Consider the following 20,140-nt stretch of genomic DNA (forward strand, 5'->3'; position numbering starts at 1 on the left):
CAGTTGCCAGACCGCAAGGTGTTTTAACAAATCAAAAGGGGTTTTTATAGCAGACTTATAGCTGTAAGCTCTACGGAACCCCCAGCCAAGCTGGGGGTTTTCTATATACAATAAAAGGCCACCCAAGGGTGGCCTTTTTCTATAAAAATGGCTTATTTTGAAACTAATTATGCCAGTAATGCTTTTACTGCTTCACCAATGTCAGCAAGGCTACGTACCGTTTTAACGCCCGCAGCTTCCAGTGCAGCAAATTTCTCATCTGCTGTACCCTTACCACCTGCGATAATCGCGCCCGCATGACCCATACGCTTACCTTTAGGCGCAGTGACACCAGCGATATAAGCTACAACAGGTTTGGTCACATGCTCTTTGATATAAGCAGCCGCTTCTTCTTCTGCTGTACCACCGATTTCACCAATCATAACAATGGCTTCTGTCTGTGGGTCTTCTTGGAACAGTTTCAGAATATCGATAAAGTTTGAGCCGGGGATTGGATCACCGCCGATACCAACACAGGTAGATTGCCCTAACCCAGCGTCAGTAGTCTGCTTAACAGCTTCATAAGTCAACGTACCAGAACGGGATACAATACCCACTTTACCCGCTTTGTGAATATGACCGGGCATGATACCGATCTTACATTCGTCAGGTGTAATGACTCCCGGGCAGTTAGGCCCAATCATGCGAACACCGGCTTGATCCAGTTTTACCTTCACTGTCAACATATCGAGTGTTGGAATACCTTCTGTAATCGTGATGATCAGTTTAATACCTGCATCAATCGCTTCCAGAATGGAATCTTTACAGAAAGGAGCCGGAACATAGATAACGGAAGCTGTTGCACCAGTCGCTTCAACTGCTTCACGCACGGTATTGAACACTGGCAATCCCAAATGCTCAGTACCACCTTTACCCGGTGTTACACCGCCAACCATTTGAGTACCGTAAGCAATCGCCTGTTCGGAGTGGAATGTACCCTGACTGCCAGTGAAACCCTGACAAATCACTTTGGTGTTTTTATCGATTAAAATAGACATTATTTATTCCCCGCTGCTGCTACTGCCTGTTTAGCTGCGTCTGTCAAACTGGTAGCTGCAATGATGTTCAAACCACTGTCTGCCAGTTTTTTAGCGCCCAGTTCAGCATTGTTTCCTTCCAGACGAACGACGACCGGTACATGAACTCCGACTTCTTCCACCGCACCAATAATGCCGTCAGCAATCAAGTCACAGCGGACAATACCACCAAAGATATTGACCAAAACAGCTTTAACATTTTCATCTGACAAGATGATTTTAAATGCTTCGGTAACACGCTCTTTTGTCGCGCCACCACCCACATCAAGGAAGTTTGCCGGTGCACCGCCGTGCAGTTTGACAATGTCCATCGTTCCCATTGCCAGACCCGCGCCATTCACCATACAACCAATGTTGCCATCCAGCGCAACATAGTTCAGCTCCCATTGAGCAGCCTGAGCTTCACGCGGATCTTCCTGTGAAGGATCGTGCATTTCACGCAATTCAGCCTGACGGAACATGGCGTTACCATCTGCACCCAGTTTTCCATCCAGACAGACAAGATCACCCTGAGTTGTGATAACCAGCGGGTTGATTTCAACCATCGCCAGATCACGCTCCAGAAACAGGTTTGCCAATCCCAAGAAAATCTTGGTAAATTGACCAACTTGTTTACCCGTTAAACCGAGTTTGAACGCCAATTCACGGCCTTGATACGGCATAGGGCCAGCCAGTGGGTCGATAATTGCTTTATGAATCAGCTCGGGCGTTTCTTCCGCCACTTTTTCTATTTCGACGCCACCTTCAGTAGAGGCCATGAACACTACACGACGCGTACCACGGTCAACAACAGCTCCAAGATACAGCTCCTTGGCAATATCGGTTGCTCCTTCTACCAGAATCTGATGAACAGGCTGTCCCTGTGCATCTGTCTGGTAAGTAACCAGTCGTTTACCCAGCCAATGTTCAGCAAAAGCGCGGATATCTTCCTTACTGTTGACGACTTTCACGCCACCAGCCTTACCGCGGCCACCTGCATGAACCTGACATTTAACGACCCAAGGGCCTGAACCAATCTTGGATGCTGCTTCTTCTGCTTCGCGCGGAGTGGTACAAGCATAACCAGCAGGTGCTGGTAGACCATACCGTGCAAAAAGTTGTTTTGCCTGATACTCGTGTAAATTCATGATGTTCTATCCATAATTTGATCTAAGAAAGGTAACTTACCTTCTATGCCCTTCATCTTTCAAACTGCCTCTTTGTTGGCTGCGTCCACTCATCCCAGTCACATAGTAAGCTATGCTCCTGGGATTCATTCACTTGCCGCCGCGATGCAATTCGAAATCTATTGGGCATATATTCGTTGCTCTGGATATGACCAGCCCGAAGGCTGGCCTGCATATACATTTTTACATCAACATCGTACTACTTCAGACTTGGCGGAGTTCAGCACTCTCGACCGACAGTGATTCCGCCGATAGTGATGCTATACATCCAGCAACAAACGTGTTGGATCTTCCAGCATTTCTTTGATGGTCACCAGGAAGCCCACTGACTCACGGCCGTCAATCAGACGGTGGTCATAGGACAGCGCCAGATACATCATTGGGAGGATCTCAACCTGACCATTTACTGCCATTGGGCGATCTTTGATGGCATGCATGCCAAGAATCGCACTTTGTGGTGGGTTTATGATCGGGGTGGACATCAGGGAGCCGAAAACACCGCCATTAGTAATGGTAAAATTACCGCCAGTGAGTTCTTCAACGGTCAGCTTACCGTCGCGGCCTTTAATCGCCAGCTCTTTGATGCTTTTCTCAATTTCAGCCATGCTCAGTGCATCTGCATCACGCAATACTGGTGTAACCAGACCACGTGGCGTAGATACTGCAATGCTGATATCAAAATAGTTGTGGTAAACCACGTCAGTGCCATCAATGGAAGCGTTAACTTCCGGATAGCGTTTCAGCGCTTCAACCACCGCTTTCACATAGAAAGACATGAAGCCCAAACGCATGCCATGACGTTTTTCAAACGCATCGCCATACTGCTTACGCAGCTCCTGAATTGGTTTCATGTTAACTTCATTGAAAGTCGTCAACATCGCTGTATTGTTTTTCGCTTCCAATAGACGTTCTGCGACACGTTTGCGCAGGCGAGTCATTGGTACGCGTTTTTCACTGCGATGTGGCAGTGAGGATTGCTGTGCGGCAGGTGCAGACGCAGCAGGCTTATCACTCTCTTTTTTATTCGCAGCAATATATTTTTCTACGTCTTCACGGACAATGCGTCCACCAACACCACTGCCTTTAATTGCAGCAGGATCTAAATCGTGTTCTGCAATCAGACGGCGAACAGCCGGACTCAGTGCATCATTGCTTTCTTCTTCCAAAGAAGCAGTCTGGCGCTGCGCTGGAGTTGCTTCTGTTTTTCCTTTTATTTCAGCAGGCATGCCAGTGCTGTCACCCAAACGGATGCGACCGAGCAGTTGTCTGGACAGTACAGTGGCTCCCTCTTCTTCCAAAATTGCTTCCAGAACACCGGCTTCACTTGCTGGTACTTCCAAAACAACTTTGTCAGTTTCAATTTCAACCAGCACTTCATCACGCTCAATGGTGTCACCTGGTTTTTTATGCCATGTCGCAACAGTGGCATCTGCAACAGATTCAGGAAGGTCTGGAACCAGAATTTCTACGCTACTCATTTTCTATCCTTATTTATTCAACGTTCAGTGCGTCATCAACCAGTGCTTGCTGTTGCTTCTGGTGAACAGACGTATATCCCACAGCCGGGGAAGCAGATGCTGGACGACCTGCATAACGTAAAGATGCCCCAAATGGGATAGCTTCACGGAAGTTATGTTGACTGCAATACCAAGCCCCTTGGTTCAGTGGCTCTTCCTGACACCAGACGAAGTCATGAACATGAGCGTACTGCTCAAGCTGAGCCTGCAAGTGCTGACGAGGGAATGGATACAGCTGTTCGATACGCACGATAGCGACATTGGTCTGTTCATTCTTACGACGCTGTTCCAACAGATCGTAATAAACTTTACCGGAACAAAGTACAACGCGTTTAACACCTTTTGGATCTAAGGCATCAATTTCACCAATTACTGGCTCAAATTTACCGTTAGCCAGTTCATCCAGGCTAGATACAGCCAATGGATGACGCAACAGCGATTTAGGCGACATAACGATGAGCGGACGGCGCATACCACGCAGAGCCTGACGGCGCAGCATGTGATAAACCTGAGCTGGAGTTGATGGTACGCAAACCTGCATGTTTTGTTCTGCACACAGTTGCAGGTAACGCTCAAGACGTGCCGATGAGTGCTCTGGTCCCTGCCCTTCATAACCATGTGGCAACAGCATAACCAGACCACACATACGGCCCCATTTCTGTTCGCCGGAGCTGATGAACTGGTCAATCACAACCTGAGCAACGTTGGCAAAGTCACCAAACTGCGCTTCCCAAATCGTCAGGGCACGAGGTTCTGTGGTTGCATAACCGTATTCAAATGCCAATACCGCTTCTTCTGAAAGTACAGAGTCCCATACTCTGAATACCCCCTGACCATTGTGAACATTTGCCAAAGGCACATACACAGAAGCATTGGTCTGATTATGAATAACAGCATGACGGTGGAAGAATGTACCACGACCGGCATCTTCACCAGAGAGACGCACTGGAACGCCTTCATCAACCAGAGTTGCATATGCCAGTGTTTCCGCACCACCCCAGTCAAACAATTTATTGCCGTTAGCCATTTCTGCACGGTCGTTATAAATTTTTGAGACACGTGAGTGCATTTCCACTTCAGTAGGGATCGTGCTGATGCGCTTACCGAGATCCTGCAAACGTTTCATATCTACTTTATGCGGATATTCTTCATCCCATTCGTGATTCAGGTAAGGTTCCCACGTGAATGAATGCAGTCCCATTGGACGCCACTCATCAACAACACATTCACCATGATCCAGAGCATCACGGTACAGGTTAACCATCTCAGTCACATCATTAGCAGCCAACAAACCTTCTGCTATCAGCTTATCTGCATAGATTTTGCGTGCAGTTGGCTGTTTTTTGATTTGCTGGTACATCAGTGGCTGAGTTGCACTTGGCTCATCAGCTTCGTTATGACCGTGACGGCGATAGCAAACCAGATCAATCATCACGTCATGTTTAAAGGTATTACGGAAGTCAAGCGCCAGACGAGTAACGAATGCAACGGCTTCCGGATCATCCGCGTTAACGTGGAAAATTGGTGCCTGAACCATTTTCACAATATCAGTACAGTATTGTGTTGAACGGGCATCTTTCGGATTAGAAGTGGTGAAACCAATTTGGTTGTTAACCACGATACGGACAGTACCGCCGACTTCATAACCACGCGCCTGAGACATGTTCAGTGTTTCCTGAACAATCCCCTGCCCTATTACTGCGGCATCACCGTGGATGGTGACAGGCAGAACCATGTTACTACGACCTTCATCAAGACGATCACGACGGGCACGTACTGAACCAATAACAACAGGGCTAACAATTTCAAGGTGAGATGGGTTAAAAGCGAGTGCCAAATGCACTAAACCACCTTCAGTTTCAAAATCGGAAGAGAAACCTTGATGGTATTTCACGTCACCCGTTCCAAGGTGTTCTTTATGTTTACCCGCAAACTCGTCAAACAGATCAACAGGCTTTTTACCCAAGAGGTTAACCAGAACGTTCAGACGGCCACGGTGAGCCATTCCCAGCACAACTTCACGGGTATCCTGTTTACCTGCATGGCGGATCAACTCTTTCAACATAGGAATAAGCGCATCACCACCTTCTAGGGAGAAACGTTTCGCCCCCGGGAACTTAGCACCTAAATAACGTTCCAGACCTTCGGCTGACGTTAATTCTTTCAGGAAACGATGCTTTTCTTCGTCATTGAACTGTGAACCGACTGTTACAGACTCCAGACGTTGCTGAATCCAACGTTTTTCTTCTGTATTGGTGATGTGCATGTACTCTGCGCCGATTGAACCGCAATAAATACGCTTCAATTCATCATACAGATCAGCCAGTTTCATTGTCTCTTTGCCAATGGCAAAAGAGCCCACATTAAACGTTTCTTCAAAATCCGCTTTTGTTAAATTATGGAAAGCAGGATCGAGATCAGATACAGGTTCCTGTTTCCATAATCCCAATGGATCAAGGTTTGCATGTTGGTGTCCGCGGAAGCGGAATGCATTGATAAGTTGCAAAACTTTGACTTGTTTTGCATCCATTGCTGGATCGCTGACTGAAGTGTGGTAACGCGTGGCATCCTTTGCCAGACGACGGAAGTAGTCACGTGTCTGTGAGTGAAGTTGTTCCCCGCTAAGTCCTGTATCCGGTAATTGTTGGAAGATTTCTCTCCAACTCTCATCAACAGAATTAGGATCGGTTATATAGTCTTCATAGATTTGCTCTATGTAAGACTGGTTTGCACCAGCCAGAAAGCTTGAGTCCAGCCAGTCCTTCATTGCGCCGTTCTGCATTGTGATCCCTTAAGCTTTAAAAGCTTTAGTTTTCGCCGTGGTTAACAAATTCCGCTTAATTAGCGGTGCTGATAAAAGGTTCATTTGGACGTGCTTAATGCATGTTCTCTATTTGGGTTTTCCCACCCTTCAAGGAACCTTTAAAAACTGGTATTCAGTTTTTAAAGGTTCCTTTATTTAGAAATATGCAACGTCTTGAGCAGCAGGCAATTTATCATTTTTCATTCTTTATGCCCCCCACCGATTTGATATTTATTTCAAAATTGTGGAGGGCAACATTATATGCACTATTTACACGCAATTTATGTGTTATTTATGCACAAAATTCCATTTATGCGCTGTGTTTCAGCAGCATAGATTTAATATGGCCAATCGCTTTTGTCGGATTAAGCCCTTTAGGGCATACACTGACACAGTTCATGATCCCGTGACAGCGGAAAACACTAAAGGCGTCATTCAGATTGTCCAATCGTGAAGTCGTTTCAGTATCACGGCTATCAATCAGGAAACGGTACGCAGCCAAAAGACCTGCTGGACCAATGAACTTATCCGGATTCCACCAGAACGACGGACAAGACGTCGAACAGCAGGCACACAGGATACATTCATACAGGCCATCCAGTTTTTCACGTTGTTCTGGTGATTGCAGATGCTCACGTGCAGGCGGATTTTTGCCGTCATTAATCAAATAAGGACGGATTTTTTCATATTGCGCGTAGAATTGCCCCATATCAACGACCAGATCGCGAACTACTGGCAAACCTGGCAATGGACGAATCACAATTTTCTTATTGCCACGACGCAGTGCTGAAACTGGCGTAACACAAGCCAAACCGTTTTTGCCGTTCATATTCACGCCGTCAGAGCCACAAACCCCCTCACGGCAAGAACGGCGAAATGATAAGGTTGGGTCTTGTTCTTTTAGCTGGATAAGTGCATCCAGCAACATCATGTCACGCCCTTCCTGTGCTTCCAGCGTGTAGTCCTGCATATGAGGTGCATCGTCTACATCTGGATTGTAACGATAAATCGAGAATTCAAGTTTCATAATCTATTTCTCCGCAACCGGAACATCAGCAACGCAAATTAGTAAGAACGCACTTTCGGCGGGAAAGCTTCACGCAGCGTCGGCTGCATATTCACTTCACGACGAGTCATGCTCTCAGTTTGCGGTAAATACAGGCTATGACACAGCCAGTTAGCGTCGTCACGTTCTGGGTAGTCAAAACGGCTGTGGGCGCCGCGGCTTTCTGTACGGAAATTCGCAGCAACTGCTGTTGAATAAGCAGTTTCCATCAGGTTATCCAATTCCAGACATTCGATACGCTGCGTATTGAATTCTGATGAAGTATCATCCAGACGGGCATTTTTCAAACGTTCACGAATAACTTTCAGCTCATCCAGGCCTCTCGCCATTGCATCGCCTTCACGGAATACCGAGAAATTGTGTTGCATGCACGCTTGCAGCGCTTTGCGGATATCTACCGGATCTTCACCGGAACGGGTATTGTTCCAACGATTCAGACGTTGCAATGCTGCATCAACGTCAGATTCGCCGGCATCACGGCTGGTTCCTTGTTCCATCAGGCACTCTTTCAGATGCAGACCCGCAGAACGACCAAATACAACCAAATCAAGCAGTGAGTTACCACCAAGGCGGTTAGCCCCGTGAACAGACACGCAAGCAATCTCACCCACGGCAAACAGACCTGGAATCACCACATCTTCGCCTTTTTCGTTTACTGTCAGCGCCTGACCTGTAATCTTGGTTGGAATACCGCCCATCATATAGTGGCAGGTTGGGATAACTGGAATAGGTTCTTTAACCGGATCTACGTGGGCAAAAGTACGGGATAATTCAAGGATGCCCGGCAAACGAGACTCCAGAACGTCCTTGCCCAGATGATCCAATTTCAATTTCACATGAGGACCCCATGGGCCTTCACAGCCACGGCCTTCACGGATTTCGATCATCATGGAACGTGCAACCACATCACGGCCAGCAAGGTCTTTGGCGTTTGGTGCATAACGCTCCATGAAGCGTTCACCATCTTTATTCAGCAGATAACCGCCTTCACCACGGCAGCCTTCAGTAACCAAAACACCTGCGCCGGCAATGCCTGTTGGGTGGAATTGCCACATTTCCATATCTTGCACAGGAACGCCAGCACGCAGTGCCATACCAACACCATCACCTGTATTGATGTGCGCATTCGTTGTGGATTGGAAGATACGGCCAGCACCACCGGTTGCCAGAATGGTTGCCTTAGCTTTGAAATAAACTACTTCACCAGTTTCAATACAGATAGCAGTACAACCAACAATTGCGCCATCCTGATTTTTAACCAAATCCAGTGAATACCACTCAGAGAAAATAGTTGTGTGATTCTTCAGATTCTGTTGATACAGAGTATGCAATAGAGCATGACCAGTACGGTCAGCGGCAGCAGCAGTGCGGGCAGCCTGTTCGCCACCAAAATTTCTGGATTGTCCGCCAAATGGACGCTGATAAATACTGCCATCATCCAGACGGGAGAATGGTAAGCCCATATGTTCCAGTTCCAGAATTGCTTCCGGGCCGGTCTTACACATATATTCGATGGCATCCTGGTCACCGATATAATCGGAACCTTTTACCGTGTCATACATGTGCCATTCCCAGTTATCATCATGGGTATTACCCAGAGCGACGGTAATTCCGCCCTGTGCTGAAACAGTATGGGAACGGGTTGGAAACACCTTGGAAATCAAGGCGCAGGATAAACCCATTTGTGAAATTTGCAGTGCAGCACGCATACCTGCGCCACCAGCACCAATAACAACAGCGTCAAACTCTCTTACTGGCAGTTTCATTTATGCACCCCACACAACAATTGTTCCGTAAATCAAATAAGACAACAGCGCCACAATAATCACCAGTTGCAGCACCAGACGCAGTGCAAGTGGCTTGACATAATCTGTCAGCACCTGCCACATGCCAATCCATGCATGAACCAGAATGGAAAGCAGTGTCAACACGGTGAACACTTTAGTGAGAGATGAAGAAAAGAAACCACGCCAGATTTCATAAGTAATATCTGACGTTGTTGCAACGAAACCAACAAGATAGAGAACGTATAAAACAATAATAATTGCAGATGCACGTAGCAGCAGCCAATCCTGAATACCCGTACGACCCAATGCGGATGCGTTGCTTACCATAATAATACCCCAGCCAGAATAGACAGAATAACCGCGATCGCTATTGACACTTTGGCAGACGCACTACCGATAGCGAGGTTTTCTTCCAGGAAACCAAAATCCATCAATACATGGCGAATGCCCCCACAAATGTGGTAAGCCAACGCTGTCAATATCCCCCACAGGATAAATTTAGCGAAGAAGCCAGTCATGATTTCAGATGCTTGTAGGAAGCCCTCCTGCGAAGACAGTGACATACCCAACAACCACAGCAAAATACCAACTGCGATAAAGGTGATGACGCCTGAGATACGGTGCAAGATCGATGCTATCGCGGAGACGGGTTGGTTAATCGTCCGCAGATCAAGGTTGACAGGTCTTTGTTTTTTCACAATTTTGCCCACAAAGCTTTTTTTTATTTTCCATCCTCCGGTCCTGGGCGGGAATCAGACAGCGCTAAGGGGATACAAAGACACAACATAATTAAATTAACAATCCTTACATGTTCATCAAAAGTTGTGATTTGGTTACGCTGGGTGCTCCTACATCAGGGTAATCCGGAGACCTCGGAGAAGTATAAGTACTTCACATTGTTATTACAATTCCCACACAATATGATTGTTAACATTTAGCGTGAACAGTGAGAAAGATCACGCTTCAAACATTTATCATAAAAGCCATTATCTTGCTTGACAAAGATTAAACATTTACCTTACATCTCTGTCGTTATATATTATTTATCGTCGTTTTCTGATGAAAAAACATACTCATCGAAAAACAGAGGTTATGTAAAAGCATTGCATAAGCACAAAATGATAACATTTGATGTTAATAATGCTTTAAACATAATTCCCGGAAACTTTTTAACAACCTGAAAACCATTGTCATCCGTAATGAGATTTCAGCGTTATAAATGTGATACCAGCCTGATTTTAAATTCTCTCCGGTAGCACAATGCCTTCGGCACAGTATAAATTGCGCCTATATGGTTGTTAGGGGTTACAAAAATAAGCGCTAAGGAGATGTAAATGGCTGATAAAAAGGCTACGTTGAACATAAATGGTTCAGCTGCTATCGAACTAGACGTACTAACGCCGACCCTAGGTTCTGAAGTGATTGACGTTCGTACCCTCGGCTCAAAGGGCTTCTATACCTACGATCCTGGCTTTACTTCCACTGCCTCCTGTGAGTCGAAAATCACCTATATTGATGGCAATGAAGGCATTTTGCTGCACCGTGGTTTTCCTATCGATCAGCTCGCAACGGAATCAACCTATCTGGAAGTCTGTTATATTCTGCTGTACGGCGAACCGCCAACATCCGAAGAATACGAAAAATTCAAAACTACGGTGACTCGCCATACAATGATCCACGAACAGATTACCCGCCTGTTCCATGGTTTCCGTCGTGATTCCCACCCAATGGCTGTACTTTGTGGTGTGACTGGCGCATTGGCCGCCTTCTATCATGATGCCTTGGATGTCCATAACCCTCGCCACCGCGAAATTACCGCTTACCGCCTGTTGTCCAAGATGCCAACTGTTGCGGCGATGTGTTACAAATATTCCCTTGGGCAGCCTTTCGTTTACCCACGTAACGATCTTTCTTATGCGGCCAACTTCCTGTACATGATGTTCTCAACACCTTGTGAAGAATATAAGGTTAACCCAGTACTGGAACGCGCAATGGATCGCATTTTCATTCTGCATGCAGATCATGAACAAAATGCGTCGACTTCAACAGTACGCACCGCAGGTTCTTCTGGTGCCAACCCATTTGCTTGTATTGCCGCTGGTATTGCATCTTTGTGGGGACCGGCACATGGCGGCGCAAACGAAGCCTGCTTACGTATGCTGGAAGAGATCCAAACAGTCGAGCACATTCCTGAATTTATTGCTCGCGCCAAAGACAAGAATGACTCTTTCCGCCTGATGGGCTTTGGACACCGTGTTTACAAAAACTACGATCCCCGCGCGACAGTCATGCGTGAAACTTGCCATGAAGTATTGAATGAACTGGGCCTTAATGATAGTTTGCTGGAAGTCGCGATGGAGCTGGAACGCATTGCCCTGAACGACCCATACTTCATTGAGAAAAAACTGTATCCGAACGTTGATTTTTACTCTGGCATCATTCTGAAAGCCATGGGTATTCCATCAACCATGTTCACTGTGATTTTCGCCATCGCCCGTACTATCGGCTGGATTGCACACTGGAACGAAATGCACGATGAAGGTCTGAGGATTGCTCGCCCACGTCAGCTTTACACTGGTCATGATAAACGTGATTTCAAGAGCCAGTTGAAAAAATGATTCAGCCAATCCAATAGCATTATTCAAATTCTGAATAGTGTATTTCTGCACCTCTCATGTCAGTTTTTTGATATTAGGGGTGTAGATTTTTATAATTAAGATATAAAGCCACTATGATTCATCCACAAAAATTTTCTATGACTTTCTTTTCCTATAACTTTCTAGCGATCCATCGGTGAAAATATTAGATTTTTTCTTCTTTAACTCCCACCACAGATTTTATTCCCACTCGTTTTACAAAAAGTATTAAGTATCTAAAAAAGTGTTAAATACCTATAAAATAAATTTTAAACCAAAAACAGAAATACTGACAGGAAAAAGTGTTTTCTATCGACAAAAGAGCATTTTGCGAATAGTGACAGGATTTAACTCTTTAATTTTAGCCAAAGCAGTCAGGTATATCATGCCAACAATAGGTAACTATAATTCCAATTCAATGTTGCCTTATATTGATTATAACGTTATTAAAAATTAAAAAAGACCCAGAAATCATTATTGGTTATTCTGATATTACCGCTTTATTTCTTGGAATATATAGTAAAACAGATGTTATCAATTTTTATGGTCCAACGTTGGGATGAGCAAGTTGAACGCGTTTTTGCCCACCTTCTGTTATGTGTGACCTTTAATGAAATTTCAGCAATTACTCCTGGAAAACACGGACAATTTAATGTTCGGGGAACAGATAGAAATTCCCTGAATATTCTTAAAGAAGTCCCAAATAATAGGGAAGTCTCCATTTTAACTTAACCAGACTCCTAATTAACTTTATTTTTAATTCTTTGAGGAAACTATATGCGATCAGCAGGAATTCAAGCGATAGCTGTGTATTTACCTGATGGAGTACGCACAAACAATTGGTGGGGTGAAGAAACTCCGTCACCACAGAAGAGCCAGCCATCAGAAATGGCACCGACGTCAACAAGTTCGCACAAGCCCCGGAAAGTTAATCACTATGATGCAGCTATGGATCGTTATTTGGACGATCCCTTTTTTGGTAGCATCGAGCGACGGGTCGTGTCTAATGGTGAGGGAAGTGTAGAACTCGGGGTTGAAGCGGGACGCCGTGTATTGGATGCAGCAGGTATCGCACCAACTGAAGTAGATTGCCTAATTGCGGTGTCAATGTTCCCTGATCGCATCGGATCCGGTGACGCAGGATATCTCGCACAGGCACTGGGAACGGGTGGTGGCGCATTCAACGTAGAAGCAACCTGTGGCGGATCTATGTCAGGATTGCTGACAGCGTGCGCTTTGGTACAGGCAGGTCTGAAAGAACGAGTTCTGGTTGTCACAACATCCAGATTATCACGTGCGATCGAAGCCGACGATGTCACTCTGCGTCTGTGCGGGGATGCTTCCGCGGCGTTCTTAGTTGGCCCAGTTGAAAACGGGTTTGGTTTATTGGGTGCTGAGTCTTTACACACTGGCGAAACCTGCGGGACTTGGCTGCTGGACGCGGTCGAGGATACTTCAGGAACGACACCCGCTGGGCAGAAGATCCGTTTACGCGTAGATCCTTCCATCTCCCACGTGCTACGTGCTACAGCTCAGCCATATCTCCTAAATACCGCTAAAGGCGCTCTGAAGAAAGCCGGGCTTGAATTGAAGGATATTGATTTTGTCGTAGTAAACACGCCGACGGCTTGGCATGCTGAATTCTCCGCTAATGCGTTAGGCATCGAACCTGACCGGGTCGTGAATACTTTCCCGCAGGTCGCCAATATTGGGCCAGTATTAATGCCGTTCAATGCCTATACTGCGGCAGCCGATGGTCGCATTAAACCAGGAGATATAGTGTTGCTGTACGGATTCGGTGGTCAGGCTGAGGCCTCCGCAGCCGTATTCCGCTGGCCACACGTCGTTTTGGCTCTCCCCCCAAAAGAAGCTTCAGTTGTCAATCCAGCAACTCCACAGTGAACATTAATAACCCATTACCATTAGAGGAAAACCTATGTCTTTGATGAAAATCCGTGCCTTTGTTATCAACGAAATTTTGAAAGGCAATGACTCAGAAATTTCTGACGACCTAAATCTGGGAGAGTCAGGAGCTCTTTCGTCCTTAGCGACTATGCGTCTAGTCTCGTTTGTGGAAGATGAATTTGACATCATTGTCGGTGTCAGTGATCCGAGAACACGCTTCACTACTATTCGCGAAATCGCGCGTTATGTGGATGAGAAGTTGTCAGAGGGTAAAGAATGACGACCGAAATCGTATTGCCAGAACAGATCGAACCTTCGGCAGACTTAGCGAAATATTTAGACGATACCACTGCACGATATCCTGATGCTCATGCAGTCGTTGACTCTGACGATTCGGCAATGAGTTATGAAGAGCTTTCGGCCGCAGCGGATAGAATTGCAGCTTTTCTTCATCAGAAGGGAGTTGTCATAGGTGATCGTGTAGGACTTTTCATGCACAAGAGCGCCCTGACTCTAGCGGCCATTTTTGGCGTGCTTCGTCTGGGCGCAGCATATGTGCCCGCTGACGTGGGCAGCTCAGGTTCGCGTGCCTCGACCATATTCGGCGATTGCGATGTTCGGGTCATCTTTACCGATCCCGAATCAGCATCATCTCTGATACAGGCCGCACCCCAGCTTGAATCTCGCGTGGTTGTGATACAGCCACGTAATGAGAAAATGAGTGACACGCGTAATGAGTGGCAAACGCTGGATATACTGCATGGTGAGAAACACGATTACCCGCGCAGCTTGCCGGATGCGGATAGGCTCGCATATATCCTGTACACTTCCGGTTCTTCCGGAACCCCGAAAGGAGTTGCGATAAGCCACCGCAACGCAGTTAGCTTCGTCGAATGGGCCTCAGCCTTCTTTAATGTGACGGCAGAAGATCAAGTCTCCAGCCACGCGCCATTTCACTTCGACTTGTCGATCTTTGATATCTATGTTTCTGTGAAGAACGGCGCATGTGTTCACCTAATTGACACCGATCTTGCTGCGAGCCCGCGACATCTTGCCACATTCATATCTAAACGAGAGATTACCATCTGGTATTCAGCCCCTGCAATCTTAGGCATGATGGCTGAGCAACACAAGAAAGGTAATTCTGCTCATAACCGACTACGTCTCGTGCTATTCGCTGGAGAAGTTTTCCCTATCACGAAATTGCGCAAGTTGTTGCAATTGTGGCCTGAACCGGCTTACTACAACCTGTATGGCCCCACAGAAACCAACGTGTGCACTGTCTATCAAGTGCCTGCATCCATACCGGAAGAGCGCACCGAAGCATTGTCGATAGGTCATCCCTGTGATCACTGCGAGACAATCGTTGTCAATGAGCATCTACAACCAGTACCAGAGGGCGAACCCGGGCTGTTGTGTGTCTCAGGACCTTCTGTCATTTCCAATTATTGGAATGATCCCGAAAAAACAGCCCAGAAGGTCTTCTACCTCAACAACAAACGCTGGTACAACACCGGAGATATGGTTCGCACTTCGCCTGAAGGCTACATTTTTATGGGGCGGCTTGATCGAATGATCAAACGTCATGGATACCGGATAGAGCTGGACGAGATCGAATCATGCCTGATGACTCATCCTGAACTTACCGGCTGTGCGGTAGTCAGCTCTCAGGTAGACGAAAATACCACCATCACAGCATTTCTCGTACAACACGATTCACTGATCCCTTCAATGGATCTGAGTAAATTCTGTTACGAACGACTTGCACAGTACATGGTGCCTGACCATTTCAGATACCTGCCTAATCTTCCCCGTACTTCAACAGGCAAGATCAATTATCAACTTCTGGAGCACCTTTCCGATGTCAAACCGAATTGATGAACAACGGATATCATTGCGTGATAATGCCGCGCGTTTTGCCCGCGATCAGCTAAGCACGGATATAGTCGCTTCCGACCGGGCCGGTCTTTTCCATCGGGACGGCTGGCAAAAATGTGCAGAACTCGGACTGATCAGCATGGCCATACCCAAAGATCGGGGTGGAGGTGGAGCACCATTGTCCGACCTCCTCTCTGTCATGGAAGGGCTGGGGTATGGTTGCGAAGATCTGGGACTGCTGTTTTCACTTAACGCCCATCTGTGGACCGTTGCCATGCCGCTGGCTATTCACGGCACACCAGAACAACGTTTACGTTTCCTACCCGGCCTGATGGACGGCTCGTTGATCGGTGCTAATGGCTCGACAGAAGAAGAAGCAGGATCGGACGTGTTCTCTATGCGTACCCACGCTGTGCGAGACGGCGACAGCTATATTCTTAATGGCTCGAAGACTTATATCACGAACGCCCCAATTGCTGATCTTTGTGTTATTTACGCCACAGTCGATCCCTCTCTTGGCCCACTTGGTATAACGGCTTTCCTTGTTGAAACAACGAACCCGGGTATAGAGTTAAGTTCACCTCTGGAAAAGATGGGAATGCGCACAGCACAGATGGGACGGATAACGCTCAAAGACTGCCGTGTCCCGGCCGATGCGATACTGGGCAGAGAAGGACGAGGCGTTAAAGTTTTCGAAAGCGCCATGGAACACGAACGTGGCTGCATTCTTGCCACCACTTTAGGGGCGATGAGCCGCAGCCTTGAAGCATGTATCACTCACGCACGTAAACGCCGCCAGTTCGGTCAACCTATTGGGAAGAATCAGGCTATATCTCATCGTATCGCTGATATGAAAGTCAATCTGGATGCCGCCCGTGAACTCGTCTATCGAGTAGGGAGACTTAAGGATGCAGGCAAAGACGCCATGATGGAAGCTGCCTGTGCGAAACTGTTCGTTTCTGAGACATACACGAAATTTTCGCTGGATGCACTGCGGATCTACGGAGCACAAGGCTATCTAGCCGAGAGTCCTACGGAGAGAGAACTACGCAATTCCATCGCATCAGTCATTTATTCGGGTACATCCGATATTCAACGTAATATCATTGCCGGTGAGCTCGGATTATGAATTGGTACAGCACAAGATAATATAGTAAGTAAATAAGTTCAGTTTTTTTGTTTGAAAATAGCAAAACCAGAATCACATAAATTCAGCTCGGCTTTTTCAGTTGGAACATATGGGCAATTAATCCATATATCACTTCCCGCAAAAAGCCGAGCACACAGCGAAAGTTGTTCATCTCCCTGAACCCGCCATATACTCTCTTGGCGGTTTTCCCATCGTTTTGCGGAAAAACGTCACAAACGCACTATCATTGGCAAAACCGAGTTCCTGTGCAACATAGGACAAAGTTTTGTCCTGCGCCAGTAACTCTATTGCCTTTACCAACCGCCATTGTTGCCGCCATTGTTGGTAATTCATTCCTGTTTCACGATAAAAAATCCGAGTAATCGTTTTCTCACTGGCACCAATATAAGCCGTAAGAATGTGTAATGGAGGTGGCAATTGTTCAAGTGATAAACGCGCTAAACGCCGATCAAAAGGTAAAGGTAACAAAGTGGGTTCCCTGCGGGCTTCACGAATTTCATCAAAAAATACCGCCAACAAATTTGCCCCCTTACCCTGATGCCAGACTGAATCAAAAGAAGATATCGCGATCCGTTCCAAAATCGCCTGTAATAACGGTGTAGCTTCCAATACTTCACTGTGTGTTGAAATTAATTCTGTTTCAGAAGTCCTGAGATAAATAGAACGATACCCTACCGAACCCCGCATTTCTGCCCGATGCTGTGTCTTAGGCGGGATCCAGGCCACCCTGGTTGGCGGTAAAATAGAGATCTGATGTGCCAGTGTGATCTTGATACAACCTTGTCGGGTAAACAACAACTGCCCCATATCATGCTGGTGAAAGCCAGAATCGTGTTGTCCCATCTCTGCCGCAATCCCTATCACAGGCACATTCAAATTTTCATTTAAACCATCCGGATCAAAATAATCACTTTGTCGCAGCCACGCCATGCTAACTCCTACAGATCCAAAGTCCGATTATATAAACAAACTGTCTTTATTATCATAAATAGACATTTACCGGAATGATAACCTTTCAGGCTATTACTCACTTAATTAGAAGAAACAATCATGCAAACCAAACCATCACTTTGGCTCGCCATCGCATTGATGATGTTTCCGCAGATCATAGAAACTATCTATAGCCCTGCATTAACCAATATTGCCAATGGATTTTCTGTCAGTTCAGAACAGGCGGCCCAGACTCTATCACTCTACTTTTTTGCTTTTGCGCTCGGCGTCGTGGTATGGGGACGTATGTGTGATGTGATTGGCAGGCGCCCGATTATTATTGCTGGCTTATTACTTTATGGTTTCGCGTCCCTGTTAGCATTGCTGACTCAACAATTCTGGCTATTACTCGTTGCCAGAATGTTATCCGCTTTCGGCGCAGCGGTTGGTTCTGTCGGTACACAAACCATCATGCGGGATACTTACCGTGGCGAAGAACTGGCCCGTGTTTTTTCCATCATGGGAATTGCCTTGGCAGCCAGCCCCGCTATTGGCATGATTAGCGGTTCAACATTGAACTATCTTGCTGGTTATAAAGCGGTATTTGCCGGACTTGCTATTCTGGCCACTATTTTAACCTGTTGGGCATTTCTTCAATTGCCAGAAACGCTTCCCGCCAAAGTGACAAAAGTCGCTTTATCCGGCACTGCAATCATGATGCTCAAAGATATTGCGATTTGGAGAAATGCGTTTCTGATCGCATTTTTCAATATTTGCCTGTTCAGCTATTACCAATTAGCGCCATTCCGCTTCGAACAATTTGGATTATCACAAGAAATATTTGGTTACACCGGTCTGTTGCTGGCTTTCGGTGTCGGGTTCGGTTCGCTATTAAATAAATTTCTCTTAAAAAAGCTGTGGAGATCAGCCAAATTAATTACCCTTGCCTCATGGATTACTTTATTAAGTGGAATTAGCGTATATCTGCTCGAAAATAGCTGGTTATTTATTTTGCCTATGTTGGGAATAGTTATCGCTTATGGGCTTGCCATCCCGAATATTCTGGCTTCTGCATTAAACAACTACACAGATCGGTTGGGTACGGCGGGTGCTTTACTGGGGCTGTTTTATTATTTTCTGCTCGGCCTTGGTTTAGCCGTAGCAGGCTGGAGCCAAGCATTGGGGAGTACACTGATTTGTTGTGGGATAGTGACAATTCTTTTAGCGTGTCCTTCCCGATAACGCATTAATTTAAAAATGCCTCCAATCCTCATTCAGGGAATTGGAGGCCATGTTAATGTAGCGCAAGGCATCATGCTGGATTTGGAATATCAATAAAAGTCACATCCAGTCCATGATGGTTTGCCAGCCACTCACCGAGTGCTTTGATACCATACCGCTCTGTTGCATGATGTCCGGCAGCAAAGAAATGCAGCCCCATCTCACGGGCAACATGGATTGTTTTTTCTGATACTTCACCTGTTACAAAAGCATCAACACCAAACTCGGCTGCCTGTTCAATAAAGCCCTGACCGCCGCCAGTGCACCATGCCAATGTGCGGATTTCTGCTTGCGCATTATCTCCACAATGCAATACCTCGCGCTCCAGCCCTTTTTCGAGACGTTCAGTCAATTCTGCGGGTGTAATGGGTTGATCAAAAGCGCCATGAGGAAGTAAGGAATCGATATTGCCGATGATTTTCACTCCCATCTTACGTGCCAACTGCACGTTATTACCCAACGCAGGGTGAGCATCAAGCGGGAGATGATAGCCATACAGGTTGATGTCATTGCAGAGCAACGTTTGCAAACGACGACGTTTCATGCCACGGATAACGGGAGACTCATTCTTCCAAAAATATCCATGATGAACGATAACAGCATCTGCTTCCAAACGAACAGCTTCGTCCAACAATGCCTGACAGGCTGTCACGCCTGTAACTACCCGCCGAACATGAGGGCGTCCTTCCACCTGTAATCCATTGGGGGCATAGTCTTGAAATTCACGGATGTTTAATTCCGTATTGAGCACATATTCCAATTCAACATTGTTCATCACATTCCCCCTTTTATTCAGTCTTTTCACCATAAAATACATACCTGCCATGAATTAAGTCAATTCACTCGCCAAATTACCTGCCACTTTTACCTTTCAAACGGCAATTCGGTATATATTGATGCTCGTCTTAATAGCGTATTAAAACAAAACACCTCACCAGAATAAAC

The 20,140-nt window shown here is 46.3% G+C and carries 18 protein-coding genes; 8 read left to right on the forward strand and 10 right to left on the reverse strand.

The window, feature by feature from the left end:
• Positions 1-167: 167 nt before the first annotated feature.
• From sucD to sdhC, 8 genes are all read right to left on the reverse strand, one after another.
• On the reverse strand, positions 168-1,037 hold the full coding sequence (gene sucD / locus AAC854_RS08890) for a succinate--CoA ligase subunit alpha (protein WP_099114578.1): 870 nt from the start codon (positions 1,035-1,037) through the stop codon (positions 168-170).
• On the reverse strand, positions 1,037-2,203 hold the full coding sequence (gene sucC, locus AAC854_RS08895) for an ADP-forming succinate--CoA ligase subunit beta (RefSeq protein WP_047963200.1): 1,167 nt from the start codon (positions 2,201-2,203) through the stop codon (positions 1,037-1,039). Before sucC ends, sucD begins: the two co-directional genes overlap by 1 nt.
• A 299-nt stretch (positions 2,204-2,502) precedes the next feature.
• Complete coding sequence (gene odhB, locus AAC854_RS08900; protein ID WP_340616779.1) at positions 2,503-3,720, reverse strand: 2-oxoglutarate dehydrogenase complex dihydrolipoyllysine-residue succinyltransferase; 1,218 nt, start codon at positions 3,718-3,720, stop codon at positions 2,503-2,505.
• A 13-nt stretch (positions 3,721-3,733) separates the two neighbouring features.
• Positions 3,734-6,541 carry a 2-oxoglutarate dehydrogenase E1 component gene (sucA, locus tag AAC854_RS08905; RefSeq protein WP_340616780.1) on the reverse strand — a complete coding sequence of 936 codons (2,808 nt, stop codon included), beginning with the start codon at positions 6,539-6,541 and terminating at the stop codon, positions 3,734-3,736.
• A gap of 331 nt (positions 6,542-6,872) precedes the next feature.
• Positions 6,873-7,589 carry a succinate dehydrogenase iron-sulfur subunit gene (locus tag AAC854_RS08910; RefSeq protein ID WP_340616781.1) on the reverse strand — a complete coding sequence of 239 codons (717 nt, stop codon included), beginning with the start codon at positions 7,587-7,589 and terminating at the stop codon, positions 6,873-6,875.
• Positions 7,590-7,627: 38 nt separating this feature from the next.
• Positions 7,628-9,394, reverse strand: a complete 1,767-nt coding sequence (gene sdhA, locus AAC854_RS08915) for a succinate dehydrogenase flavoprotein subunit (RefSeq protein WP_340616782.1) — start codon at positions 9,392-9,394, stop codon at positions 7,628-7,630.
• A complete protein-coding gene (gene sdhD / locus AAC854_RS08920; RefSeq protein WP_340616783.1) occupies positions 9,395-9,742 on the reverse strand; it encodes a succinate dehydrogenase membrane anchor subunit in 348 nt (115 codons plus the stop codon).
• A complete protein-coding gene (gene sdhC, locus AAC854_RS08925; RefSeq protein ID WP_047963206.1) occupies positions 9,736-10,125 on the reverse strand; it encodes a succinate dehydrogenase cytochrome b556 subunit in 390 nt (129 codons plus the stop codon). The genes sdhD and sdhC overlap by 7 nt, the downstream gene beginning before the upstream one ends.
• A gap of 624 nt (positions 10,126-10,749) precedes the next feature.
• Here sdhC and AAC854_RS08930 point away from each other — a divergent pair.
• The 7 genes from AAC854_RS08930 (at position 10,750) to AAC854_RS08960 (ending at position 16,963) form a co-directional block, all read left to right on the forward strand.
• Positions 10,750-12,033 carry a citrate synthase gene (locus AAC854_RS08930; RefSeq protein ID WP_340616784.1) on the forward strand — a complete coding sequence of 428 codons (1,284 nt, stop codon included), beginning with the start codon at positions 10,750-10,752 and terminating at the stop codon, positions 12,031-12,033.
• Between the two features lie 262 nt (positions 12,034-12,295).
• The gene (locus AAC854_RS24245; RefSeq protein ID WP_422824066.1) at positions 12,296-12,508 is read left to right on the forward strand and encodes an LD-carboxypeptidase; all 213 of its coding nucleotides are present in this window, start codon (positions 12,296-12,298) and stop codon (positions 12,506-12,508) included.
• Entirely contained in the window at positions 12,483-12,614 is a 132-nt protein-coding gene (locus tag AAC854_RS08940; RefSeq protein ID WP_340616785.1) for an LD-carboxypeptidase, read from the forward strand. The genes AAC854_RS24245 and AAC854_RS08940 overlap by 26 nt, the downstream gene beginning before the upstream one ends.
• A gap of 214 nt (positions 12,615-12,828) precedes the next feature.
• Positions 12,829-13,953, forward strand: a complete 1,125-nt coding sequence (locus tag AAC854_RS08945) for a 3-oxoacyl-ACP synthase III family protein (RefSeq protein ID WP_340616786.1) — start codon at positions 12,829-12,831, stop codon at positions 13,951-13,953.
• A 34-nt stretch (positions 13,954-13,987) separates the two neighbouring features.
• A complete protein-coding gene (locus AAC854_RS08950) occupies positions 13,988-14,236 on the forward strand; it encodes an acyl carrier protein (RefSeq protein ID WP_340616787.1) in 249 nt (82 codons plus the stop codon).
• Positions 14,233-15,834 (forward strand): amino acid adenylation domain-containing protein, encoded by a 1,602-nt coding sequence (locus AAC854_RS08955; RefSeq protein WP_340616788.1) that lies wholly within the window; start codon positions 14,233-14,235, stop codon positions 15,832-15,834. The genes AAC854_RS08950 and AAC854_RS08955 overlap by 4 nt, the downstream gene beginning before the upstream one ends.
• On the forward strand, positions 15,818-16,963 hold the full coding sequence (locus tag AAC854_RS08960) for an acyl-CoA dehydrogenase family protein (RefSeq protein WP_422824067.1): 1,146 nt from the start codon (positions 15,818-15,820) through the stop codon (positions 16,961-16,963). Before AAC854_RS08955 ends, AAC854_RS08960 begins: the two co-directional genes overlap by 17 nt.
• A gap of 168 nt (positions 16,964-17,131) precedes the next feature.
• Here the strand turns inward: AAC854_RS08960 and AAC854_RS08965 are convergent, their stop codons facing one another.
• Entirely contained in the window at positions 17,132-17,914 is a 783-nt protein-coding gene (locus tag AAC854_RS08965) for an AraC family transcriptional regulator (protein ID WP_340616789.1), read from the reverse strand.
• A 120-nt stretch (positions 17,915-18,034) separates the two neighbouring features.
• Here AAC854_RS08965 and AAC854_RS08970 point away from each other — a divergent pair, with 120 nt between their 5' ends.
• Complete coding sequence (locus tag AAC854_RS08970; RefSeq protein WP_340616790.1) at positions 18,035-19,156, forward strand: MFS transporter; 1,122 nt, start codon at positions 18,035-18,037, stop codon at positions 19,154-19,156.
• Positions 19,157-19,226: 70 nt separating this feature from the next.
• Here AAC854_RS08970 and AAC854_RS08975 read toward each other — a convergent pair whose 3' ends face one another.
• Complete coding sequence (locus AAC854_RS08975) at positions 19,227-19,970, reverse strand: type 2 GTP cyclohydrolase I (RefSeq protein WP_340616791.1); 744 nt, start codon at positions 19,968-19,970, stop codon at positions 19,227-19,229.
• Positions 19,971-20,140: the final 170 nt, after the last annotated feature.

The sequence above is a fragment of the Xenorhabdus entomophaga genome (assembly GCF_037996725.1).
GTDB lineage: Bacteria > Pseudomonadota > Gammaproteobacteria > Enterobacterales > Enterobacteriaceae > Xenorhabdus > Xenorhabdus khoisanae.